Source organism: Phenylobacterium sp., from assembly GCF_019636135.1.
Taxonomy (GTDB): domain Bacteria; phylum Pseudomonadota; class Alphaproteobacteria; order Caulobacterales; family Caulobacteraceae; genus Phenylobacterium.
The window spans coordinates 1-21,371 of sequence record NZ_JAHBYD010000047.1; the positions used below are offsets into that span (position 1 = coordinate 1).

Annotated in this window: 24 protein-coding genes; 12 read left to right on the plus strand and 12 right to left on the minus strand. The window is 71.4% G+C overall.

What is annotated here, in order from left to right; translation table 11 throughout:
• Positions 1–77: 77 nt before the first annotated feature.
• The gene (locus KF737_RS21605; protein WP_296460330.1) at positions 78–938 is read right to left on the minus strand and encodes a crotonase/enoyl-CoA hydratase family protein; all 861 of its coding nucleotides are present in this window, start codon (positions 936–938) and stop codon (positions 78–80) included.
• A 17-nt stretch (positions 939–955) separates the two neighbouring features.
• The gene (locus KF737_RS21610) at positions 956–1,867 is read right to left on the minus strand and encodes a glutathione S-transferase family protein (RefSeq protein WP_296460332.1); all 912 of its coding nucleotides are present in this window, start codon (positions 1,865–1,867) and stop codon (positions 956–958) included.
• A 141-nt stretch (positions 1,868–2,008) separates the two neighbouring features.
• On the opposite strand from KF737_RS21610, the gene KF737_RS21615 reads away from it, so the two are divergent.
• A complete protein-coding gene (locus tag KF737_RS21615; RefSeq protein ID WP_296460335.1) occupies positions 2,009–3,775 on the plus strand; it encodes an alpha/beta hydrolase in 1,767 nt (588 codons plus the stop codon).
• A gap of 16 nt (positions 3,776–3,791) precedes the next feature.
• Here KF737_RS21615 and KF737_RS21620 read toward each other — a convergent pair whose 3' ends face one another.
• The 3 genes from KF737_RS21620 to KF737_RS21630 form a co-directional block, all read right to left on the minus strand.
• Complete coding sequence (locus KF737_RS21620) at positions 3,792–4,430, minus strand: glutathione S-transferase family protein (RefSeq protein WP_296460342.1); 639 nt, start codon at positions 4,428–4,430, stop codon at positions 3,792–3,794.
• A gap of 138 nt (positions 4,431–4,568) precedes the next feature.
• Positions 4,569–5,375: an enoyl-CoA hydratase-related protein gene (locus KF737_RS21625; protein ID WP_296460345.1), complete on the minus strand. Its 807-nt coding sequence runs from the start codon at positions 5,373–5,375 to the stop codon at positions 4,569–4,571.
• Positions 5,376–5,379: 4 nt separating this feature from the next.
• Positions 5,380–6,345, minus strand: coding sequence for an alpha/beta hydrolase (locus tag KF737_RS21630; RefSeq protein ID WP_296460348.1), 966 nt, complete (start codon positions 6,343–6,345; stop codon positions 5,380–5,382).
• A 121-nt stretch (positions 6,346–6,466) separates the two neighbouring features.
• Between KF737_RS21630 and KF737_RS21635 the strand changes: the two genes are divergently transcribed.
• The 3 genes from KF737_RS21635 to KF737_RS21645 all read left to right on the plus strand — a co-directional run bounded on the left by KF737_RS21635 (position 6,467) and on the right by KF737_RS21645 (position 9,168).
• Positions 6,467–7,279, plus strand: coding sequence for an enoyl-CoA hydratase-related protein (locus KF737_RS21635; protein WP_296460351.1), 813 nt, complete (start codon positions 6,467–6,469; stop codon positions 7,277–7,279).
• 25 nt (positions 7,280–7,304) lie between these two features.
• The gene (locus KF737_RS21640; RefSeq protein ID WP_296460354.1) at positions 7,305–8,063 is read left to right on the plus strand and encodes an SDR family NAD(P)-dependent oxidoreductase; all 759 of its coding nucleotides are present in this window, start codon (positions 7,305–7,307) and stop codon (positions 8,061–8,063) included.
• A 139-nt stretch (positions 8,064–8,202) separates the two neighbouring features.
• Positions 8,203–9,168 carry a hypothetical protein gene (locus KF737_RS21645; RefSeq protein ID WP_296460357.1) on the plus strand — a complete coding sequence of 322 codons (966 nt, stop codon included), beginning with the start codon at positions 8,203–8,205 and terminating at the stop codon, positions 9,166–9,168.
• A 63-nt stretch (positions 9,169–9,231) separates the two neighbouring features.
• Here the strand turns inward: KF737_RS21645 and KF737_RS21650 are convergent, their stop codons facing one another.
• Both KF737_RS21650 and KF737_RS21655 read right to left on the minus strand, forming a co-directional pair.
• Positions 9,232–9,834, minus strand: coding sequence for a hypothetical protein (locus tag KF737_RS21650; protein WP_296460360.1), 603 nt, complete (start codon positions 9,832–9,834; stop codon positions 9,232–9,234).
• An 80-nt stretch (positions 9,835–9,914) separates the two neighbouring features.
• On the minus strand, positions 9,915–10,544 hold the full coding sequence (locus tag KF737_RS21655) for a glutathione S-transferase family protein (RefSeq protein WP_296460363.1): 630 nt from the start codon (positions 10,542–10,544) through the stop codon (positions 9,915–9,917).
• 67 nt (positions 10,545–10,611) lie between these two features.
• Between KF737_RS21655 and KF737_RS21660 the strand changes: the two genes are divergently transcribed.
• Positions 10,612–10,998 (plus strand): DUF2200 domain-containing protein, encoded by a 387-nt coding sequence (locus KF737_RS21660; RefSeq protein ID WP_296460367.1) that lies wholly within the window; start codon positions 10,612–10,614, stop codon positions 10,996–10,998.
• Positions 10,995–11,411 (plus strand): VOC family protein, encoded by a 417-nt coding sequence (locus KF737_RS21665; protein ID WP_296460370.1) that lies wholly within the window; start codon positions 10,995–10,997, stop codon positions 11,409–11,411. The genes KF737_RS21660 and KF737_RS21665 overlap by 4 nt, the downstream gene beginning before the upstream one ends.
• A gap of 116 nt (positions 11,412–11,527) precedes the next feature.
• On the opposite strand, the gene KF737_RS21670 is transcribed toward KF737_RS21665, so the two are convergent.
• Positions 11,528–12,715 (minus strand): CaiB/BaiF CoA-transferase family protein, encoded by a 1,188-nt coding sequence (locus KF737_RS21670; protein ID WP_296460373.1) that lies wholly within the window; start codon positions 12,713–12,715, stop codon positions 11,528–11,530.
• Positions 12,716–12,864: 149 nt separating this feature from the next.
• Here KF737_RS21670 and KF737_RS21675 point away from each other — a divergent pair, with 149 nt between their 5' ends.
• Positions 12,865–13,911, plus strand: a complete 1,047-nt coding sequence (locus KF737_RS21675; protein ID WP_296460376.1) for an alpha/beta hydrolase — start codon at positions 12,865–12,867, stop codon at positions 13,909–13,911.
• Here the strand turns inward: KF737_RS21675 and KF737_RS21680 are convergent.
• Positions 13,908–14,570 carry a glutathione S-transferase family protein gene (locus tag KF737_RS21680; RefSeq protein WP_296460378.1) on the minus strand — a complete coding sequence of 221 codons (663 nt, stop codon included), beginning with the start codon at positions 14,568–14,570 and terminating at the stop codon, positions 13,908–13,910. The genes KF737_RS21675 and KF737_RS21680 overlap by 4 nt on opposite strands.
• A gap of 123 nt (positions 14,571–14,693) precedes the next feature.
• Here KF737_RS21680 and KF737_RS21685 point away from each other — a divergent pair, with 123 nt between their 5' ends.
• Genes KF737_RS21685 through KF737_RS21705 form a run of 5 tightly spaced genes read left to right on the plus strand, consistent with a single transcriptional unit; the run spans position 14,694 to position 19,309 of the window.
• Positions 14,694–15,128 (plus strand): HIT family protein, encoded by a 435-nt coding sequence (locus KF737_RS21685; protein ID WP_296460381.1) that lies wholly within the window; start codon positions 14,694–14,696, stop codon positions 15,126–15,128.
• A 32-nt stretch (positions 15,129–15,160) separates the two neighbouring features.
• Entirely contained in the window at positions 15,161–16,357 is a 1,197-nt protein-coding gene (locus tag KF737_RS21690; protein WP_296460384.1) for an LptF/LptG family permease, read from the plus strand.
• Positions 16,354–17,412: an LptF/LptG family permease gene (locus KF737_RS21695; RefSeq protein ID WP_296460386.1), complete on the plus strand. Its 1,059-nt coding sequence runs from the start codon at positions 16,354–16,356 to the stop codon at positions 17,410–17,412. The genes KF737_RS21690 and KF737_RS21695 overlap by 4 nt, the downstream gene beginning before the upstream one ends.
• A complete protein-coding gene (locus tag KF737_RS21700) occupies positions 17,409–18,551 on the plus strand; it encodes a dATP pyrophosphohydrolase (RefSeq protein ID WP_296460389.1) in 1,143 nt (380 codons plus the stop codon). Before KF737_RS21695 ends, KF737_RS21700 begins: the two co-directional genes overlap by 4 nt.
• Positions 18,551–19,309, plus strand: coding sequence for a nucleotidyltransferase family protein (locus KF737_RS21705; RefSeq protein WP_296460391.1), 759 nt, complete (start codon positions 18,551–18,553; stop codon positions 19,307–19,309). Before KF737_RS21700 ends, KF737_RS21705 begins: the two co-directional genes overlap by 1 nt.
• A 158-nt stretch (positions 19,310–19,467) precedes the next feature.
• Here KF737_RS21705 and KF737_RS21710 read toward each other — a convergent pair whose 3' ends face one another.
• The 3 genes from KF737_RS21710 to KF737_RS21720 form a co-directional block, all read right to left on the minus strand.
• Positions 19,468–20,208: a phosphocholine cytidylyltransferase family protein gene (locus KF737_RS21710; protein ID WP_296460393.1), complete on the minus strand. Its 741-nt coding sequence runs from the start codon at positions 20,206–20,208 to the stop codon at positions 19,468–19,470.
• Between the two features lie 151 nt (positions 20,209–20,359).
• A complete protein-coding gene (locus KF737_RS21715; protein WP_296460396.1) occupies positions 20,360–20,617 on the minus strand; it encodes an SWIB/MDM2 domain-containing protein in 258 nt (85 codons plus the stop codon).
• 73 nt (positions 20,618–20,690) lie between these two features.
• The coding region (locus KF737_RS21720) for a dienelactone hydrolase family protein (RefSeq protein ID WP_296460398.1) at positions 20,691–21,371 on the minus strand (681 nt) is incomplete at its 5' end.

The following is a 21,371-nucleotide window of genomic DNA, read 5'->3' on the forward strand; positions in this document are numbered from 1 at the left end:
TCCGTGGTTTGAATCAAAACGGCGCTTGCGCGCCAACGAAGCTGAGAGGCTCGCGCGACCCCTCATCACGCTGCGCGCTAGTTGGCGCCGAACGGAACCGGCGCCGGGGTCTCGACCTCGGTGTCGGCGAAGGTCGGCGCCCGCTTCTGCATGTTGGCCATCACGGCCTCCACCTGGTTCGGCGAACTGATCAGCGCCACCTGCTCGCGGCTCTCCTCGATCAGGATCTCGGACTTGCTGGCCTCGTCGGCCATGTTCAGCAGCCGCTTCGCCGCGCGGATCGCGTGCGGGTTCTTGGCGGCCACTTCCTTCGCATAGGCCAGGGCCTCGGCGCGCGGATCGACGCAGACACGGGTCGCCAGGCCCATCTGCAGCGCCTCCTCGCCCGAGAAGATGCGGCCCGAATAGGTCAGGTCGCGCGCGATGTCGTCACGCACCAGCCCGCGCAGCAGCGCCATGCCCGCCATGTCCGGGATCAGGCCCCAGCGGATCTCGAACACCGACAGCTTCGCATCCGGCGCGACGAAGCGCAGGTCGGCCGAGAGCTGGAGCTGGTAGCCGCCGCCGTAGGCCACGCCATGCACCGCCGCGATCACCGGCACGGGAATCTCGCGCCACACCATCACCGCGTGCTGCGCCCGGTTCGAGCCGCCGGCCGTGCGGTTGGCGGTGACGAGGTCGCCGCCGGCGCTGCTCTGGCCCTCGCGCCGGCCGCCCGACGCCATCGCACCGAAGTTCGAGGTGTCCAGGCCCGCGCAGAACGACTTGCCCTCGCCCGACAGCACGACGGCCCTGAGGCCCGGCTCGCGCTTCAGCCGCTCGCCGGCCAGGATCAGCCCTTCGAACATGGCGTTGTCCAGGGCGTTCATCTTGTCGGCGCGGTTGAGGCGCACGTCGGCGACACCGCCTTCGATGGTGATGCTCACGCGGTCGTTCATCGTCGTCTTCCTCTCAGTCAGCGCTTCGCGAGCACGTAGCCCGCGCGCGGGAAATGCACATGCGCGACGTCCAGCTCGCCGCATTCGCGGGCCAGGGTCACGCGGTCCCTGGACAGCCCCACCAGCACGCCCTCGACGGGATCGCGCCCGTAGTCGTCGGCCTGCACGACCACCCGGTCGCCCTTCTTCACGCCCGACGGGTCGTTGGGATCGCAGGCCACGTCGTCGCTGGGCTCGGACCTTGCGGCGATGGCGACCGCCTCGGAAGGCTGCATCTCGCTCCGTTTGCCGTGACCGATGCCGCGGACGCGCTCGGCCCAGGCTTTCGTCCGATCGAAGCCTGCCAGCAGCTCCTCCGTCGCCTTGCGCGCCGCGCCGCCGGCCCACCAGACGTTCATCCAGGCCGCCACGTCGGCCAGCGACGGCGTCGATCCGCCCAGGAAGTCACCGTCCGCCAGCCCATCCTCGACCCAGGCCGCGAACGCCCGCCACTGCGCCCGCGCGAACGGGGCCGCGGCCTTCATGGCCTGCACGTCGAACGGCCGGCCCGACAGCTTCTCGCGGTCTTCGGCGAACTCCTTCGGGATGCTGTCCCCGATCTCGGCGAAGATCACCGCCACGCTGGCCTGGAACCACGTCCGGTCGGCCCAGAGGTTCACCGCCCAGTCGGCGCCGCGCACCACCGCGGGCTTCGGGTGCCGCCGCTCGATCTCGGCCAGGATCGCCTGGCTGTCGCAGTAGACGTCGGCCCCGATCTGCATGACCGGGATGCGCCGGTAGCCGCCGGTCAGGGGGATCAGGTCGGGCTTCGGCATGATCACCGGCTGGATCACCGAGCGCCAGCTAAGCCCCTTGACGCCCAGCATCAGCCGCACCTTCTCCGAGAACGGCGAGGTGTCGTAGTGGTGCAGGATGATCTCGGCGGTCATCGCGCGCGGTCCCCTCCGCCCGGCCGGGGCTGGTCGGGCGCGAGCCTACGCCAGCCGCGAGCCCGTTCAACGGGGACGCCACGTCAACGCCTGCGGGAAGCGCCTTGAATCCACCGCGCCGGACGGGTCCAATCGCCGAGCATGACACGTACGGCAGCGGACCTCGAAGGCGGAGACGAGGAAGCGGCCCGGTTCCTGAAGGCCGTCGACGTCTCGATCGAACCCGCCCGCCCGGAAGCGGGCGGCGCGCCCGTGACCCTGCCCGCCACCGCGCTCGCCTGGGCCGCCTTCCTCCGCGACGGCGGCGCCGGCGGCTGCGACGCGCGCTTCGCCGAGTGGTTCGACCCGGACGACGTCGAGGCCGCCGCCGCCGACTGGCTGGCCGGGACGCGACAGCCCGGGCTGGTGGCCGTGGGCGCGCGCGACGGCGCGACGACGGTGCTCCTGCTGGGCCGACCCGTCGACGCCACCGGCTGGCCGCTGCCCGACGCGGCGCGCGCCGCCTGCGAGGGCGCGGCCTTCGTCGCCGTCGCCTACCGGCCGTTCGAGGACCGCGCCCTGGCCGAACGCGCCCTGGCGAGCTGGCGGCTCACCCCGCTGGAAGCGCGCACCACCCTCGGCCTGATCTCGGCCGGCGACCTCATCGCGGGCGCGCGGCTCGCCGGCACGGGCTACGAGACCGCCCGCAAGGCGCTCCAGCAGGCGCTCCGCAAGGCCCGCGCCACGCGCCAGACCGACCTCGTGCGCCTCGTCCACGCCGCGGTGGGGGGCGGCGACCTGCGGCTCAGCCAGGCGCCGCAGCTCCAGGCCGCGCTGGGGCTGTCCGAGCGCGCGGCCGGCGCCTGCGTCCTGCTCGCGCTGGGCCTCACCCGCAGCGAAGCGGCCGGGACGCTGCGGATCAGCGAGCACGCCATGAAGGACGAGCTCGCCGCCCTCTACGAGCGCTTCCGCCTGCGCAGCGCCACCGACCTCAGCCGCATGACCACCGAGGCCGCCGTGCTGCTGGGCCTGGCGGACAATCCGAACCTCGCGGTGGCGGCGTCGTGGGGCGCGCTGCGGCCGCTCCGCTTCCTGAACCGCCGCGACCAGCCGGGCCGCATCGCCCTCTCCGACTTCGGCCCCGCCAGCGGCGAGCCCACGCTGCTCTTCCACAGCGCCACCACGGGCAGCCTGCTCGACCGCGGCCTCGTGCGCGCGCTCCAGGCCAGGGGCCTGCGTCCCCTCGCCGTCGAGCGGCCGGGCTTCGGCCTCACCGACCCGCCCGAGCGCGATCCCGAGGCCACCGGCCTGAACGATGTCCTCACCCTTCTCGACGCCTACGGCTTCAAGCGGGTGCGCCTGCTCTCGCGCGGCGGCGAGAGCATCGCCCTCGACCTCGGCCTGCATCACGCCGAGCGCCTTTCCCGCGCGGTGCTGATCAACCCGTTCACGCCCTACGACGTCGACAGCCGCTGGGACGGGTTCCTGAACGGCGCCAAGCGGCTCTTCGTGAAGCACCCGCACCTGATCGAACCGCTCGGCCGCTTCCTCGCCCAGCGCGCCACGCCGCAGGTCTACGAGCGCCTGACCCGCGACGCCCTGAAGGGCAGCAAGCCCGACATGGCGGTCATGCAGAACCCGCAGGTGGTGGAGGACTACGTGGAATCCGCCCGCCTGGCGCCGCTCCAGACCACCTGGGGCTTCGTCAACGACCAGCGCATCTACCTGAACTGGAACCCGCCCCGCCTGCCCGACGCCGCCAACTGGACCCGCATCGTCGGCGCCCACGACGTCCTCTACCGCCCCGGCGACGCCGACGCGCTCTGGGAGGCGGCCCTGCCCGGCCACCGCGTGGTCCGCGTCGCCGACGGCGGCCGCTTCCTCCACGCCTCCCACGCCGACCTGGTGGCCGAGGAGGTGGCCCGCTAGCCGAACGGCGGGGCGATCATGACGACAGCGCCTCCGAGAGGTCCATCTTCTGCGCCCGCTTGGCGGCCAGGAAGGCGGGGCGCGCCGACACCCGGTCCCAGTAGGCCTGGATGGCCGGCGAGAACTTCGCGTCCAGCTTGAGCTGCCTTGCGAGGAGAAGCGCGTAAGCCACGGAAATGTCGGCGCCCGTGAACCGGCCCGCGCAGAGGTGCTCCCGTCCGTCGGCCAGCGCCCGGTCCACCTGGCGCAGGCGGCTCAGGAACCATTGGGCGTAGTCGTCGGCCACCACCTCGGCCTTGCCCGGCTCGAACTGCCGGTAGCGCAGCACCAGCGTCTGCGGGAACGTCAGCGTCGCCTCGCCGAAATGCAGCCAGTTCAGCCACGCGCCATAGGCCGGGTCCTCGACCGGCACGGCCAGGTCGCTCGGGCCGTAGCGGGTGCAGAGGTACTGCACGATCGCCGCACTCTCGGTCATGAAGGTGTCGCCGTCCCTCAGCGCCGGGATAGTGCCCAGCGGATTGACCTCCAGGTACGCCGGCTCGCGCACCCGCGGCGGGAACGGCAGCAGGTGCAGCGCGTAGTCCAGCCCCAGCTCCTCCAGCGCCCACAACGGCCGGAACGAGCGGGCGTCGGGACAGTGCCAGAGCTCGATCATGCGCCACCTCCCCGGGCTCCCCTCCCCCTTGCGGGGAGGGGTCGGGGGTGGGGGTGCGCTGCGGAGGGCGCGGCGTTGACACCCCCATCCCCAGCCCTTCCCCGCAAGGGGGAAGGGAGCATGATCAGCGATCCCATCCTACCCCTCCCGCCGCGAATACACCGGCTTGCGCTTTTCCAGGAAGGCCGCGACGCCCTCGCCGAAGTCGCCGTCCGAACTCGCCAGGATCTGGTTGCGGTCCTCCATGGCGATGGCGGCCTCCAGCCCCTGGGCGTCGATGGCGTGGTTCAGGCACTCCTTGGTCAGCCGCAGGCCCAGCGGGGTGGCGTGCAGCATGTCGTCGACATAGCCCTGCGCCTCGGCCTCCAGAGCGTCCTTCTCGACCACCTTGTTGATCAGCCCCAGTTCGTGGCCGCGCTTGGCGTCGATGAAGCGGCCGGTCAGCATGTACTCCGCGGCGATGGAGGCCCCGACCATCCGCGGCAGGAAGTAGCTCACCCCGATGTCGCAGGCCGTGAGCCCGATGCGGATGAAGGCGGCGTTCATGCGCACGTTCGGCGTCGCGATCCGGATATCGCTGGCGAGCGCCAGGGCGAAGCCGCCGCCGGCCGCCGCCCCGTTCACGCAGGCGACGATCGGCTGCGGGCAGCGGCGCATGGCGATGACGATCTCGCTGATCTCGCGCTGGCTGGTCAGGCCCGCGCCGATCGAGCGGCGGCCGTCGCGGTTGCCGCTGCCGGTGCTCTCCTTCAGGTCCAGGCCCGCGCAGAAGGCGTTCCCGGCGCCGGTCAGCACCACCACCCGCACGTCCTTGCGCCAGTAGAGCCCCACGAAGAAGTCGCGCAGTTCCTTCACCAGGTTGCGGCTGAGCGCGTTCAGCCGCTCGGGCCGGTTCATCGTCGCCCAGATGACGTCGCCGTCCTGGCGCAGTTCGAGGTCGGCCATCGATTCAGAGTCCCTTCAGCCAGTCGACGAGGATGGTGTTCACTTCGGTCGGCCGCTCCTGCTGGGTCCAGTGCCCGCAGCCCGGCAGCACGTGGACGCCGCGCAGGTCGGTGGCCTGCGTCCTCATCAGCGCGCCGGGGTCGGCGATGCGGCCGAAGCCGTTGAACGCCGGGTCGCGGTCGCCGCCGATCAGCAGCGTCGGCATGTCGAGTTTGCGTCCCTGGAACTGCTGCAGCCAGGCGAAGTCGCGCTCGTGGTTGCGGTAGCGGCTGATCGGTCCGCGGAAGCCCGAGGCCTCGAACTCGCCCACGTAGTAGTCGAGGTCCTCCGCCGTCAGCCAGGCGGGGAACTGGCCCGGGTCCTTCATCCCCTCCAGCAGGCTCGCGCCGTGCTTCTTCATCGGCCACGACCCGTCGGGCGCCTCGCCGGCGATGCCGAAGTAGAACTTGCGCAGGAAGTCTCGGACGTCCTTCTCCGCCTCCGCCTCGGGCGGCCCCACCTCCTGGAACCAGGCCTGGTAGAAGAAGAGGCCCTTGTCGGTGAACAGCTCCTTGAAGATATCCGTGAAGGGCCGCTGCGGCACGCCCGTGAACGGCACCGAGAGCCCCGCCACCGCGCGGATCGCCTCGGGCCGCGAGAGCGCCGTGTTCCAGACGATCGGTGCGCCCCAGTCGTGGCCGAACAGGATCGCCGGCGCGTCCGGCTGCAGCGCCCTGGCCACCCCCGCCACGTCGGCGGTCAGGCTTTCCATGTCGTAAGCCTCGATGGCATGCGGCTTGTCCGAGCCGCCGTAGCCGCGGACGTCGATGGCTGCGGCCGTATAGCCGGCCTCGGCGACCGGCCCCATCTGGTGGCGCCACGAGTACCAGCTCTCCGGGAAGCCGTGGACCATCAGCACCAGCGGCCCCTCGCCCTTCACCGCCACGCGGATGTTCGCCTGGCCCGCGTCGATGGTGCGGAATTGCGGCATGCGGCGTCTCCCTCCGAAGCGCGCCATGTTCCCCCGCCGCAGAAGCGTGGCAAGCCTGACCCCGCGTCACCGTTGACCTGCCCCGGCGCCGGGCGAACAGTCGCCGCCACGGAGGAGCGCCATGGTCTCGCTGACCGGGAAGAGCGCGCGGTTCGAGCACACGCTGGTGACGCTCGAGGGCCACGTCGCCACCATCACCCTGAACCGGCCGCACCGGCGCAACGCGCTCAATTTCCCGGCCTACGACGAACTGGAGCAGAGCCTGCGCGCGGCCGCCGCCGACCCCGAGGTCCGCTGCGTGATCCTCACCGGCGCCGACCCCGCCTTCTGCTCCGGCGACGACGTCGGCGAGATCATGGCCGGCCCGAAGCCCGTCTCCCGCGCGCCCTTGCCCGTGACCTTCACGGCCACGCCCGCGGCCATGGCGGCGCTGGAGTGCGACAAGCCGATCATCGCCGCCGTCAACGGCGCGGCCGTCGGCTGGGGCATGGAGCTAGCGCTCTTCGCCGACATCCGCATCGCTTCCGAAAGGGCGAAGTTCGGCGAGTTGTTCGTGAAGCGCGGCCTGGTCTGCGACGTGGGCGGATTCTACCGCCTGCCCGCCATCGTCGGCCCCGCCAAGGCCGCCGAGCTGCTGTTCACGGGCGACATCCTCGACGCCGCCGAGGCCCTGCGCATCGGCCTCGTCACCCGGGTCACCCCGCACGACGACCTGCTGCCGGCCGCCCGCGCGCTGGCCGGCCGGATCGCCGCCAACCCGCCGCTGGCCGTGCGCCACCTGAAGGCGGGCCTCAGCAAATATGCCTACGGCGACCCGCGCGAGATCGGGGCCTGGGCCATCGAGAAGATCCGCCTGCTCATGCAGACGGAGGACCACAAGGAAGGCGTCGCCAGCTTCATGGAGAAGCGCGAGCCGGTGTTCCAGGGACGGTAGGGGCATGAGTGAAGGCAGAAGCGAGATGAGAAGTGTCCGGGGCCTGGTCGCGCTGGTGACCGGCGCGGGCAGCGGCATGGGCAAGGCCACCGCCGGGGTATTCGCCGCCGACGGCGCCCACGTCGCCGTCACCGACCTGTCGCTGGACACCGCCCAGCCGGTCGCCGACGAACTGATCGCGAAGGGCTATTCGGCCCACGCCTGGGCGCTCGACGTCTCGAACCCGGAGTCGATCAGGCAGGTCATCTCCGAGATCGTGGCGCGCTTCGGCGGCCTGGACAGCGTCGTGAACAACGCGGGCGTCTCGGCCTTCTCGCCGATCGACTCGGCCGACTACGACGCCGTCTGGGACCGCGCCGTCTCGGTGCTGCTCACCGCCCACCAGCGCATCATCCGCGCCGCCCTGCCCCACCTGCGCAAGTCGACCGCGCCGCGCATCGTCAACATCGCCTCCACCGAGGCCCTGGGCGCCACCAGCCGCGACAGCCCCTACTCGGCCGCCAAGGCGGGCGTCACCGGCCTCACCCGCGCGCTCGCCGTCGAGCTCGGGCCGGAAGGCATCACCGTCAACTGCGTCTGCCCCGGCCCGATCATGACCGGCATGACCGCCGCCATCCCCGACGCCGATAAGCAGACCTACGCCCGACGCCGCACCGCCATGCGCCGCTATGGCCGCCCCGAGGAAGTCGCCCACGTGACGCTCAGCCTGTGCCTGCCGGCGTCGTCCTACATCACCGGCGTCACCATTCCCGTTGACGGAGGCCTGATGGCGCGCAACGCGTAGTTCGTCATCCCGCGGCTTGTCCGCAGGACCCATGAACTCCGAGGTGCAGGACATGCTCAGGGCGGCGACGCTGCGGGTCACCGCCCTGCGCCCGCGATCATGGGTCCCGCGGACAAGCCGCGGGATGACGGCGGGAAGGTTGGCCATCGCGGTCCTCGCCCTCGCCCTGCCCGCGCAGGCTGAGACCTATCGCGCCCCGCGCACCGCCTACGGCCAGCCCGACCTGCAAGGCCAGTGGGACAACGACTCGATGACGATCCTGCAGCGGCCCAAGGGGTTCGCCGCGCTGGTCGCCACGCCCTACGAGGCCGCCGCCTACGAGAAGAAGCGCTACGGCCGCTACGAGAAGGTCATCGCCCCCGTCGATCCGAACGCGCCGGCGCCCGAGCTCGACGACGTCCAGGATGACGACCGCTTCGAGAAGCCCAACGGCCTCGCCCGCGTGCGCGGCGAGATCCGCTCGTCGCAGATCGTCGACCCCGCCGACGGCCGCCTGCCCTTCACGCCGCAGAGCCGCGCCGCCGCCGAGAAGGCGCTGAAGGACGAGGAGGTCTACGACGACCCCGAGAGCCGCCCGTTCGACGAGCGCTGCCTGCTGGGCGGCGGCGGGGGCGTGGCCGCCCCGATCACCAACCGCGACCACCTGCTGATCGTCCAGACCCGCGACGCGGTCGTGCTCTCGGGCGAGCAGAACCACGAGGTGCGGATCATCCGCCTGAACGTTCCGCACCTCCCGGCCGTCATCCGCCCCTGGATGGGCGACAGCGTCGGGCGCTGGGAAGGCGACACCCTCGTCGTCGAGACCACCAACCTGAACCCCAAGGACCGCTGGCGCTGGAACGCCGGCGACTGGATCCCGCTCTCGTCCGGCGCCCGCATCATCGAGCGCTTCACCCGCACCGCGCCCGGCGAGCTGATCTACAGCTTCGTCGTCGAGGACGCGGCCAACTACACCCGGCCCTGGCGCGCCGAGCACCCCTACCGCGCGACCAGCGTGCGGACCTTCGAATACGCCTGCCACGAGGGCAACTACGCGCTGACCAACATCCTCGCCGGCGGCCGCGCCGCGGAGCGCGAAGCCGCCTCGGCCAAGGCCGCGCCCTGAGGTCCCGTGAATTTCCCCGGCGGCGCCGGTGGTGGCCAGCAGGCCTCGATCCTGTCGCCGCGGCTAGTCCTTCTTCCCCAGCCCCAGCCGTTCGCGCAGGCCCTTCTTCTTCGCCTTCTCGGGCTTGGGCGCGACGGGCAGCAGCGTGGGTTCGGGCGCCGTCCGCTCCTCGGCCGCCAGCGCGGTGGGCGGCGGCTCGGCGGCGGCGATCGTCTGGACTCCGGCGTCCCGGTCGCAGCGCGGGTCACGCTCCTTTGTCTCGAACACGGTCACCGTCGCCACGGGTTGCAGCCCTGGCTTGGCGGTCGACAGGAAGGCCGCGAAGGCGCGGCGCCCCGGGATGTTGCAGAACGTCTCGCGCGACGCCCACTGGCCCGGCTCCCACCGCGTCTTCGCCGGACTGAAGACCTCGTCCCTCCGTTTCAGGGCCACCATCACCGCGTCGCGGATCAGCACGGGCTCGCCGGCCATCACCCGCACCGTGCAGCTCACCGGGTCCGCGCCGCGCCGGATGGTCACGTCGTCGCCGTCGATGTCCTCCACCGGCGCATTGTCGATGATCGCCGACAGGCAGGCGCCGGTGGCCGACCGCGCCTCCTGCACAGGCTCGGCGTGGACCGCCGCCGGCAGGGCCAGGAGAACGGGGGCGAGGAGGAACGCGCGCATGTCGCTCCGTTCGCGCAGCATCGCGGCAGGGATGTGGCAGGTCATGTCGCGAGCCCGATATCGCCCTCCCCTCCGAAGGGTCAGGCCGGCGCCAGGCCCTCGTGGGAGCGTTCCATGGCGCGCTTGAACGCGTCGCGGGCGGTGGTGCGGGCGATATAGGCCTGCTCGGCGTCGCCCAGGGCGAAGCCGGCGTGCTTGCCGCCCAGGTTGAGGGCGTAGGTCACCGAGATGTCGGCCGCGGTGAAGGCTTCGCCCGCCATGTAGGGCGCACGGGCGAGCCGGGCGCGGACCAGGTCCAGCCGGCGCTCGACGCATTCCCGCGCCCACGTCGCGCCCCAGTTTTCGCGCTCGGCCTCCGGGGCGAGGAAGCGGCTGACCACTACCGGCATCATCAGGGTCGCGAGGCCCGCTTCGCCCAGGTGCAGGAACTGCTGGTAGGCCGCGAACGCGGGATCTCCCGGCGCGGGCGCGAGCGGCGTCGGGCCGTAGCGGCCCATCAGGTATTCCATGATCGCGACGGACTCGATCATGGTCACGCCGCCATCCTGGATCGCCGGGATGTAGTTCGCCGGGTTCACCGCCAGGAACGCGGGATCCTGCACCGGGGCCAGCATGTCGACCTGCCTGATCTCGTACGGCAGGCCCATCTCCTCCAGCACCCAGACGACCCGGATCGATCGCGAGGTCTGTCCGCCCCAGACGGTGATCATGCGTGGCTCCCTCAAACCGATTGCATATTGCTAGCAGATTGGAGGCTGGACCTCCAGAGGGCGCCGGGTGCTAGCTGTCCGGGGCGACGTGGAGAAGGCCGTGCAGGCGACCAGGCATCGAATCTACACGACCAGCTTCGCGAGCGTTTACCCGCACTACGTCGCCAAGGCGGAGCGGAAGGGGCGCACCAGGGCCGAGGTGGACGAGATCGTCCGCTGGCTGACCGGCTTCACCCAGGCCGAGCTGGAGGCGCGGATCGCAAGGAAAACCGACTTCGAGACCTTCTTCGCCGAGGCGCGGCTGAACCCGGCGCGGGCCGCGATCACGGGCGTGGTCTGCGGCGTGCGCGTCGAGGCGATCGAGGAGCCGCTGATGCGGGAGATCCGCTACCTCGACAAGCTCATCGACGAGCTCGCCAAGGGCAAGGCGATGGCGAAGATCCTGCGCGCATGAGCGCCGGCGGCGAGCGGGATACGGAGACCGAGCGGCCGGGCCTGCGGGTCGAGCTGTTCGTCGCCGACGTGGCGCGTTCGGTCGCCTTCTACCGCGACGTGCTGGGCTTCGAGGTGCTGCGCGCGGCGCCCGGCGGCTACACGTCGATCGGCCGCGAGGGCGCGGTGCTGGGCCTGAACGCGGCGGCGCAGCTTCCCGAGAGCCACCCTGCCCGCCCGCGACCGGGCCATCCGGTGGGGCTGGGCGTCGAACTGGTGGTCGTGGTCGAGGACGTCGCGGCCCTGCACGCGCGGGCGTCCCGGCGGGCCGAGGTGTCGGCGCTGGTGGCGCAACCCTGGGGACTGACCGACTTCCGGGTCAGCGATCCCGACGGCTACTACGTCCGGGTCACGGGGCCGTCCGGCTCGCGGTGAACGCCGCGAGCTGGTCGCGAAAGGCTCCGTCGAGGCCGTGTCCTGTCGCAACGACGAACGGGAGCCGCCGGCGCCGACACTCGCCCCGAACTCCGTGCGCTCGGCGCGGGGTCCGACTACTCCGCCGCCAGGGCCTCGATCTCGGCGGGGGAGCAGCCGAACTCTTCCAGCAGCGCGCGGGTGTGCTCGCCGATGCCGGGGGCCATGCGCGGCTGGAACTTGGTCTCGCCCGCGATCTGGAACGGGCTGTCGACGGTGCGCAGCCAGTGCTCGGCGAACTCGGGGAACAGGCCGTTGGCCTCGATCTGCGCGTCGGCGAAGTGGTCGTAGATGGTGCCGACGATGCCGAAGGTGACGTCGCCGTCCGACAGCATCTTCGCCCAGTGGGCATAGGGCTGGGCGGCGAACATCTCGTCGAAGCGGCGGACCAGCTCCGGGCCGTTCATCAGCCGCGCCTCGGGGGTGGCGAAGAGCGGGTCCTCCAGCCATTCGGCGTGGCCCACGGCGGCGGCCAGCAGCGGCCAGTCGCGGGCGGGGTTGGTGCTGGCGATCACGAAGTCGCGGCCGTCGGCCGAACGATACATCTCGTTGAGCGCGCCTCGCTCGCCGCGCCTGGGCCGGGCGGCGAGCTCGTAGCCGCACAGCGCGGCCTGCACCTGGCAACCGTTGGCCCACAGGCCGTTGGCGAGCAGCGAGGTGCTGACTTCCGAGCCCTCTCCGGTCGAGATGCGCTTGTAGAGCGCGGTGACGATGGCGCCGTACATGGCCATGGCGGTCGGGTGGTCGCCCATGCCGGGCATCGACGGGGCGGCCTCGGCCTCCGGGGTCGGGCGGACCATGTCCATCAGGCCCGAGCGCGCCCACCAGACGGTGGCGTCGAACCCCGTGCGGTCGCGTTCCGGCCCGTGCTCGCCGTAGGGCGACAGCGAGGCGTAGATCAGGCGCCTGTTCAACGGCATCAGGTCGCCGGCGCGGACGCCCAGGCGCTCGCGGGCCGGGAACGGGATGTTGGTGATGAAGACGTCGGCCTGCTTCACCAGGGTCTGCAGGACCGCCTGCGCCTCGGGGCGGCGCAGGTCGAGCGCCAGGCTCTCCTTGTTGCGGGAGTCCAGCGCCCAGAAGTAGTCGATGTCGTCGGGCGTGCCGCGCAGTCGGAAGAGGTTGCGGTAGGCGTCGCCGATGACCGGCGGCTCGATCTTGATGACGCGGGCGCCGTAGTCGCTGAGCACCGTGGCCGCGGCCGGGCCGGCGATGAAGCTCGCGCAATCGATGACCAGAAGGTCGCTGAACAGACCCTGCGACATGGCCGCCTCCTCCCTGGATTCGCGGGGGCGCCTTCGGGCGCGCTTCTCCGCGGCGAGCATGACGCAGGATTGCCCGGGCGTCAGCCCAGCGGGCTTCCGGATGCGCGGGCCTTGACGATACAGTCGGCCAGAACGAGGGGGAGGCCTGGATGAACACGGCGAAGCGGACGGGCGGCACGCGGCGCGCCCTGGTCGGAACGGCGATCGCGGCGCCGGCCGCCGCGGCGGCCACGCAGGCGATAGCCCAGGCGTCGTCGGCGGCGGCCCCGCCCCTGGCCGCGGGCGTGCCGGGGCGCGCGGCGGACTCGAGCTACAAGCCGACGTTCGTGGCCCACGCCTACCCCGAGAGGACGGCCGACCTCGGCGAAGTGCAGATGAACTACGTGGTCGCCGGCCCGGCCTCGAAGCCGGCGCTGCTCCTGATCCCCGGCCAGACGGAATCGTGGTGGGGCTACGAGGCGGCGATCAAGCTGCTGGAGGCCGACTTCCAGGTCTATGCGGTGGACCTGCGCGGCCAGGGCCGCAGCACCTGGACGCCGGGCCGCTACACGCTGGACAACATGGGCAACGACCTGACGCGGTTCGTCGCCACCGTGATCAAGCGCCGGGTGGTGACCAGCGGCTGCTCGTCGGGCGGGGTGCTGTCGTGCTGGCTCTCGGCCTACGCCCTGCCCGGCCAGTTGCGCGGCGCGATCTACGAGGACCCGCCGCTGTTCGCCTCGGAACTGACGCCGGCGTTCGGGCCGTCGGTGCGCCAGACCATCGTGGGGCCGGTCTTCCAGAACTTCGCGACCTTCCTGGGCGACCAATGGGGCGTCGGCGACTGGGCGGGCATGCGCAAGCGCTTCCCGGGTCCGGCCGAGCCGCCGCAGAACCTCAAGGAATACGACCCCGAGTGGGGCCGCGCCCACGTCGAGGGCACGGTGGCGGCGAGCTGCCGCCACGAGCGCATGCTGGCGGCGGTGAAGGTCCCGGTGCTGATGACGCACCACGGCCGCACGGCGGACCCGGCGACGGGGCGGCTGGTGGGCGCGCTGACCGACCTGCAGGCCAGGCAGGCGGGCGAGATCATCAAGCGGGCCGGCCAGTCCTTCGACTACGTCTCCCTGCCCGACGCGGCGCACGCGATGCACGCCTCGCAGCCCGAGCGGTTCGCCACCATCGTGCGCGACTGGGCGAAGAAGCTGCCCGCCTAGTCGCGATCCGGCGCGCCGAGCGGGAAGTAGGGGCGGAAGTAGCGGGCTTCCTCGACGCAGCGGGCGAAGGACGGGCGGGCCAGGAGGCGGGCGCGGTAGGCGCGGACGTTCGGGTAGGCCTCGGGGATCTGGTGGACCCAGTCGGCGTAGAACAGCGACATCGAGGCGGCGGCGTCGGCCATCGTATAGGCCTCGCCCGCGGCCCAGGTGCGGCCGTCGGCGAGATGGCCGTCGAGCCAGGCATAGGCCCGCTCCAGGCGCTGGACGGCGAGCGCGAGGCCGTCCTCGCTCTTCATCGGGATGTGTCCGAGCTTTGACGCGACGGCGACCTGCTGGGCGTCCATCACGTGGATGTCGAAGAACCGGTCGAGGAAGCGCACGTCCAGGGCCGCCATCGGGTCGTCCGGGATGAGGCGCACCGGGCCGGGATGCTTGAGCTGCAGGTATTCGACGATGATGCTGGTCTCGACCACATGGCGGTCACCGTCGAGCAGCATGGGGAACTTGGCCAGCGGCCAGCGGCGCATCCACTCGGCCGCGTTCTCAGGCGTGTCGGGGCCGATCTCACGGAACTCGAACGGGGTGTCGTTCTCGTAGAGGGCGATCAGGGCCTTCTGCGTATAGGACGAGAAGGGATGGCCGTAGAGCGCGAGCGTCATTCGAGGTCCTCATCAACTGATTGCAGTCTGCAAGTAGATTGCGGCGAAATCAACTGGCTTACAGCTTTCGCCTCGCGGGGGCCGCCCCTATGATCGCCTCCCCGCCGACGCCAGGGATTCTCCGTGACCAACGCGACCGCCCGCAAGTTCGGCCACCCGGACACCCTGGTCGCCGAGACCGCGCACTGGCTGGTGCTGGTGCGGCCGCAGCAGCCGACGTTCGGCGCGCTGGTCCTGGTCTGCAAGGAAGAGGCGACGGCGTTTTCCGACCTGTCGCCAGGTGCGTTCGCCGACCTGAAGGACGCGGTCGACGGCGTCGAGGCGCTGCTTCGCCACACTGTCGCCTACGAACGCATCAACTACCTGATGCTGATGATGGTCGACCCCGACGTTCACTTCCATGTGCTCCCGCGGTACCCGGGCGAGCGGACGCACGGCGGCCACACCTTCACGGACGCGGGCTGGCCGGGGCCGCCCGCCCTTGCGTCGCACGTCGCCCTGAGCGAGGAGGAGGCCTCCGCGCTGGCCGCCGATTTCGCCGCCCGCTGGCGCGCCTGACTGGCGATGCCAGTCTTGTCTGGGGGACCCCGTTGAGCCACGTCGACCGCTATCTGCTCCGGCTGGCCTTCTGGCCGATGGTGGGCGCGACCGGGGTGACCCTGCTGGCGCTCCTGCTGGAGCGGACGCTGCGCCTGCTCGACATGCTGTCGGCCTCCAGCGACCGGTTCGGCTTCGTCGCGCAGCTCGCGGTCAACCTGGTGCCGCACTATGTGGGCCTGACGCTGCCGGCGGCCTTCTTCCTGGCGCTCGTCATCGTGGTCAACCGCATGAACCAGGCGTCCGAGGTGGACGCGCTCCTGGCGGCCGGCGTCTCGCTGACGCGGCTGGCGGCGCCCTACCTCTGCCTGGCCGCGGCGCTGACGGTGGTGAGCCTGGCCGTCTTCGGGTTCCTGCAACCCTATAGCCGCTACGCCTACCGCGCGGTGCTGCACACGGCGCAGAACGCCGGCTGGAACGGGCTGGTGCCCGCCGAGACCATCCTGTTGCCGTCGAAGGACCTGACGATGACGACGGACGCGGCCGACCCGGCGGGCCAGCAGCTCAGCCGCATCTTCATCCGCCGGATCACCGACAAGGGCCGCGAGGAGGTCACCACCGCCGGCATGGCCGAGGTGCGCCGCACCGCCGACGGCAAGAACGTGCAGCTCAAGCTCAAGAACGGCCAGCAGTTGCGCTACAACGAGCAGGGCCGGCCCGAGATCCTGAGCTTCCAGGACTTCACCATGCAACTGCCGATCCAGGGACCGGCCAAGCTGCTGCGCGCCCGGGGTGGCGACGAGCGGGAGCTCACCCTGTTCGAGCTGGCCGACCAGGCCGAGAGCGGCGCCACGGTGATCCCGAAGGCGACGCTGCTGGCCGAGCTCTACGGCCGCCTGGCGCGGGCCCTGGTGCTGCCGCTTCTGCCGTTGCTCGCGGTGCCGCTGGGCATGGCGGCGAAGCGGAGCGGACGCGCGCCGGGGATCATCGTGGGCGGCCTGCTGCTGCTGGCGTTCTTCCACCTCGTCCAGTTGGGCCAGGGGCTCGCGGAGACCGGGCGCGTGCCGCCCGAGATCGCGGTCGGCGCGCCGTTCTTCGGCTTCGCGGCCATCGCGTTCACGGTCTTCATCACCAGCCGCAAGCGTCCCGGCGAGACGCCGATCGGGCGGCTGACGGAATACATCGGGAGCCAGGCGGCGAAGGTGCGGCTGAAGCGGGCCGGAGCCGAGGTCGGGGCGCCCGCGGCATGACGCTTCCGAAGTACCTGATGAAGCTGATGGCGGGGCGGATCCTGGCGGCGCTCGCCGTGCTGGTCGGCATCCTGCAGATCCTCGACCTGCTCGACGTGACCACCGAGATCCTCGACCGGAAGCTGGGGGCGGCGGGCGTGGCCTACTACGCGATGCTGCGGCTGCCCCGGCTCATCGAACAGGCCGCGCCGCTGGCGGCCCTGGCGGGATCGCTCTTCACCTTCGCCAAGCTGGCGGGCGACAGCGCGGTGACGGCCATGCGCTCCACCGGCATCTCGGCCTATCGGGTGACGATGATGTCGGTCCCGGCGGTGGTCGTGCTGGTGGTCGTGCAGCTCGCCATCGGCATGGCGATCGCGCCCCGCACCGACGCGACGCTCTCCGAATGGTGGCAGAAAAGCACGCCGAAGGACCCCGCCAAGGTCATCGACCCCCTCACCTTCCGCGTCGGCGACGAGATCGTCGTGGCCGTGCCGCGCGATCCCGACGGCCGCAGCCTCGAGAAGGTGACCATCTACCGCCGCGACCAGACCGGGCGGCTGGTGCAGAAGACCGACGCCCGGGCCGCCGTCTACGAGAACGACCGCTGGCGGCTGATCGAGCCCCGGTTCGAGACGCTGGGGACCGGCAGCATCGCCGAGGGACAGGCCCGCTCGATGGACTGGACCGAGAACCTGAAGCCCGGCGACATCCGCACGCTGGCCGCCGGCCAGACCACCGTGACGCCGGCCGAGGCCAGCCGGGCGCTGGCGGGCGGCCTCTCCGTGAGGCCCCGCACCTACTACGACACCCAGTTGCAGCGATCCTGGGCGGCGCCGATCGCCTCGATCGTGATGCTGCTGCTGGCGGCCCCGGTGGCGATGGCGAACTTCCGCGGCGGCGGGGCGACGCTGCTGGTCCAGTGCCTGGCGGCGGGGCTGCTCTTCATGGTGTTCGACGGGGCGTTCACGGCCCTGGGCGAGAACGGGGCCGCGCCGCCGATCCTGGCGGCCTGGGCGGCGCCCATGATGTTCGCCGCCTTCGGGCTGACCATGCTGATCTACCAGGAGGGATGACGGCCTTGGGGGGCGGCGTCAGCATCGTGCCGGTGGGCTCGAAGGCCGAGCTCGACCGGTTCATCCGCGTGCCCATGCGGCTCGGCGCGGGCGACCAGAATTATGTCCCCCCCCTGATGATCGAGCGGCAGGAGTCGCTGACCGCCAAGGGCAACCCCTTCTTCGCCCACGCCGACGTGCAGTTCTGGCTCGCGGTGCGGGATGGCCGCGACGTGGGCCGGATCTCCGCCCAGATCGACCACCTGAACCCGCAGACCAAGGACGGCGTCGGCCACTTCGGCATGATCGCCGCCGAGGACGATCCCGCGGTGTTCGAGGCCCTGTTCGCGACGGCCGAGGCGTGGCTGCGCGAGCGCGGCTGCAGGACGGCGCTGGGGCCGGTGAACCTCTCGACCAACGAGGAGGTCGGCCTGCTGGTCGAGGGCCACGACACGCCGCCGATGTTCATGATGAGCCACGACGCGCGCCATGCGCCGGCGCGGATCGAGGGCGCGGGCTATGCGCGGGCCAAGGACATCTACGCCTACGTCTGCAGCGTGGCCGACGACCTGCCGGGGCCGATCCTGCGCCGGGTGCGCAAGGGCGCGGCCGACGGCGTGGTGCTGCGCCGGCTCGACATGAAGCGGTTCGACGCCGAAGTCCGCACGCTGACGGGCATCCTCAACGACGCCTGGAGCGGCAACTGGGGCTTCACGCCCACCACCGAGGCCGAGACCCAGGCGCTGGCCAACACGCTGAAGCTGGTGATCGATCCGCGGCTGACCTGGTTCGCCGAGATCGACGGCGAGGCGGCGGGCTTCATGGTTCTGCTGCCCAACATCAACGAGGCGATCCGCGACCTGGGCGGCAAGCTGTTCCCGTTCGGCTGGGCCAAGCTGGTCTGGCGGCTGAAGGTGAAGGGCGTGAAGACCGGCCGCGTGCCGCTGATGGGCGTGAAGCGGACGTTCGCGAGTACGCTGCGCGGGCAACTCCTGCCCTTCCAGTTGATCGACGCGGTGGCCCAGTCGGCGCGCAAGCTGGGCTACGCCCGCTATGAGCTGTCGTGGGTGCTGGAGGACAACACCGCCATGCGCCGCATCTGCGATGCGGGCGGGGCCAAGGTCTACAAGACCTACCGGCTGTACGAGAAGGCGCTCTGATGAGTGGTTTTGCGGCCCTGATCCTGGCGGGGTCGCGGGCGGGTGTGACGGACGCCGTGGCGGCCTACGGCGGGGCGACGCACAAGGCGCTGATCCGGCTCGAGGGGCGGACGCTGCTGTCGCGGGTGGCCGTGGCGCTGCGCGACGCCGGCGCGGCGCGGATCGCGGTGGTGTCGAGCCATCCGGAGGTGCGGGCCGAGGCGGCCGTGCTGGGCGTCGAAGTGCGCGACGAGGAAGCCGGGCCGAGCGCCTCGGTGAAGGTCGCGGGCGAGCACCTGGGCACGCCGCTGCTGGTGACGACCGCCGACCACGCGCTGCTGCAAGGCGACTGGGTGCGGCGGTTCCTGGACGACGTACCCACCGAGGCCGACGTGGCGGCGCTGGTGGCGGCCCGGGCGACGGTGGAGGCGGCGGCGCCCGGAACGGAGCGCACCTGGATCAGGCTCGCCGACGGCCACTGGAGCGGCTGCAACCTCTTCTACCTGGCCAATGCGCGCGCGATGGGCGTGGTCGACCTGTGGCGGCGCGTGGAAGCCGAGCGCAAGCGGCCCTGGCGGCAGGCGCAGATCCTGGGGCTCGGCATGCTGGCGCGCTACGCCCTGGGGCGGCTGACCCTGAAGGACGCCGCGGCGCGGCTGGGGACGCTGGCGGGCGTGAAAGCCGCGATCGTCGAGACGCCGTACGGGCTCGCGTCGGTGGACGTGGACAAGCCCGCCGACCTCGACCTGGTGCGGCGGATCGTGGCTTCCCTCCCTTAATGGGGAGGGACAGCTCGCCGGAGGCGAGCAGGGTGGGGAAGTACAGGCCGGAGCGCCGAGTGTCGTGATTGGCTAACCCGCTGGCGCGGAGTTCCGGCCCGGTCTACCCCACCCTGGCCGCTCGCGGCCTGTCCCTCCCCATTAAGGGAGGGAAGGGCTCACGGCCTCTCCCACTCCGCGCTGAGGCGGGTGAGGTTGTCGACGTCCTGGGGGAAGTCCATTTCGCCCCATTCGAGCCCCTCGATGGAACACACCTTCACGTCGACGCCGGCGCGGGCGAGTTCGTCGATGACCGACAGGTACCAGCGGCGCAGGCCCTCGGGGTGGCTCAGCACCTGCTCGACGCCGGCGCGGAACTTCTGGGCGCCCGCGGGCGAGAAGCGCAGGAAGCCGATGCTCTCGGCGTCGTAGGCGGTGATGGTCTTGCCGATGGCGATCAGCCGGCCCTGCTCGGTCAGCACCTTCATATCGTCGGCGTCATAGGCGGGCTTGCGGTCGATGGTGACCGTTATGTCGGCGGGCGCCGCCCCCAGCAGCTTCTCGGCGATGCCCGGGCCGAACAGGGTGTCGCCGTTCAGGACCAGGACCTCGCGGTCGAACGCTTCCCGCACGATCCAGCACGAGGCGGTGTTGTCGCTGACCGTGTAGAACGGATTGAACTCCAGGCGCACCGGCATGGTCAGCCCCAGCCGGGCGACCTCGGCCTCGACCTGGTCGGCGCGGAAGCCGGTGACGATCACCGCCTCCTGCACGCCCGCCGCCTGCAGGCGCAGGAGCTGCCAGGCCAGCAGGGTGCGGCCCGAGAGCTCGATGAGGCACTTCGGGCGGTCCTCGGTGAGGGGCAGGAGCCGCTTGCCCTGCCCTGCGGCGAGGATGATGGCGCGATTGGGGGAGGTCACGTGACGTCCGTCTCGAAAGGCCGGCCCTTATGACGGTCGGTCATGGAAAAGAAAAGAGGCCCCAGATGCGAAGAGACCTCGCAAGGCGAACGGCCCGCGAGGTCTCTTGCATGCCCTGCGGCAGCGCCGACGCGGGCGCTGCGCGGTCGCCCTACTTCAGGTGGGCGGCCAGGTGCTTGTTCATCTCGAACATGCTGACCTTGTCCTTGCCGCCGAAGACCGGCTTCAGCTTGGCGTCGGCCAGGATCTCGCGCTTGTTCGCGGGATTCTGCAGGTTGTTCTTCTTGATGTAGTCCCAGATCTTCGAAACGGTTTCCCCGCGCGAAAGCTGGCCCGCGCCCACGACAGCAGCCAGTTCGGCGGAGGGCGTCAGAGGCTTCTGCAGGGCGTTCGTGTTCTTGGTGGCCATGGGCTCCCCCAGCTGGTGATGGTGAGGCGACGTCCCGGCGGGGGTCGCCGAAACCTGAGTCGCTTGGCGCATCCTAGCGCGGAGTCCGGCGCGCGCCAGCGGCGATGCGGCCGGCAGGGTCGGAGGTCGGGAAGCCGACCTTCCCCTGCGGCGCCCTCGGGGGCGCCTCAGGGCGCGCCGCGACGACCGGCGCCGGCGTCAGGGTGCGGGCGAAGAGGTCGGCGAGGTCGGCCGCCTCCGGCTCGCTCTCGTAGAGGTCGGTGTCGAAGAGGACGCCCGCGAGGGTCAGCGCCGTCTCCAGAAGGCCGACGCGCCGGGAGACGTGGCCGACGCGGTAGCCGAGGCGGACAAATCCATTGATTCTATAAGATATTTCCAGCGCTCGCCGCGGCCCGAAGCCGCGCCCGCCGTACGCCGCGACGGCCGCGACCCGTTCGGCGCGGAGCGCCGCGAGTTCCAGCGCGAGGTCGGCGCCGGCTCCGAAACCGAGCACGCCCACGCGCGCGTCATCGCAGTTCCGCTCGTCGGCGAGATGATCGAGAGCCGCCGAAGCGGCGTCGCGCCGGTCGTCCGCGCGACGCGCCGAAATGTCCGGTGCGAGGACGAAAAAACTGTGGGCGGATAGGCGTCCGGCGCATCGGAAGCGGGCGGAATCGCCCTCCCCGGCCGCTGCGAGCAGGAGAATCGGCGGGTGGCGGCCGGGCGTTTCAGGACAGGCGACGAAGGCGTCGAGGGCGCCGTCGTCGAGCGGGAT

Excerpts from the sequence above, each read along its gene's own strand:
- KF737_RS21630 (WP_296460348.1), bottom strand. The coding sequence starts at position 6,345 with ATGCCGCAATTCCGCACCATCGACGCGGGCCAGGCGAACATCCGCGTG.
- KF737_RS21650 (WP_296460360.1), bottom strand. The coding sequence starts at position 9,834 with ATGCGCGCGTTCCTCCTCGCCCCCGTTCTCCTGGCCCTGCCGGCGGCG.
- KF737_RS21620 (WP_296460342.1), bottom strand. The coding sequence starts at position 4,430 with ATGATCGAGCTCTGGCACTGTCCCGACGCCCGCTCGTTCCGGCCGTTG.
- KF737_RS21695 (WP_296460386.1), top strand. The coding sequence starts at position 16,354 with ATGACGCTTCCGAAGTACCTGATGAAGCTGATGGCGGGGCGGATCCTG.
- KF737_RS21615 (WP_296460335.1), top strand. The coding sequence starts at position 2,009 with ATGACACGTACGGCAGCGGACCTCGAAGGCGGAGACGAGGAAGCGGCC.
- KF737_RS21655 (WP_296460363.1), bottom strand. The coding sequence starts at position 10,544 with ATGATCACCGTCTGGGGCGGACAGACCTCGCGATCGATCCGGGTCGTC.
- KF737_RS21675 (WP_296460376.1), top strand. The coding sequence starts at position 12,865 with ATGAACACGGCGAAGCGGACGGGCGGCACGCGGCGCGCCCTGGTCGGA.
- KF737_RS21700 (WP_296460389.1), top strand. The coding sequence starts at position 17,409 with ATGACGGCCTTGGGGGGCGGCGTCAGCATCGTGCCGGTGGGCTCGAAG.
- KF737_RS21705 (WP_296460391.1), top strand. The coding sequence starts at position 18,551 with ATGAGTGGTTTTGCGGCCCTGATCCTGGCGGGGTCGCGGGCGGGTGTG.
- KF737_RS21680 (WP_296460378.1), bottom strand. The coding sequence starts at position 14,570 with ATGACGCTCGCGCTCTACGGCCATCCCTTCTCGTCCTATACGCAGAAG.
- KF737_RS21670 (WP_296460373.1), bottom strand. The coding sequence starts at position 12,715 with ATGTCGCAGGGTCTGTTCAGCGACCTTCTGGTCATCGATTGCGCGAGC.
- KF737_RS21625 (WP_296460345.1), bottom strand. The coding sequence starts at position 5,375 with ATGGCCGACCTCGAACTGCGCCAGGACGGCGACGTCATCTGGGCGACG.
- KF737_RS21715 (WP_296460396.1), bottom strand. The coding sequence starts at position 20,617 with ATGGCCACCAAGAACACGAACGCCCTGCAGAAGCCTCTGACGCCCTCC.
- KF737_RS21635 (WP_296460351.1), top strand. The coding sequence starts at position 6,467 with ATGGTCTCGCTGACCGGGAAGAGCGCGCGGTTCGAGCACACGCTGGTG.
- KF737_RS21610 (WP_296460332.1), bottom strand. The coding sequence starts at position 1,867 with ATGACCGCCGAGATCATCCTGCACCACTACGACACCTCGCCGTTCTCG.
- KF737_RS21665 (WP_296460370.1), top strand. The coding sequence starts at position 10,995 with ATGAGCGCCGGCGGCGAGCGGGATACGGAGACCGAGCGGCCGGGCCTG.
- KF737_RS21605 (WP_296460330.1), bottom strand. The coding sequence starts at position 938 with ATGAACGACCGCGTGAGCATCACCATCGAAGGCGGTGTCGCCGACGTG.
- KF737_RS21640 (WP_296460354.1), top strand. The coding sequence starts at position 7,305 with ATGAGAAGTGTCCGGGGCCTGGTCGCGCTGGTGACCGGCGCGGGCAGC.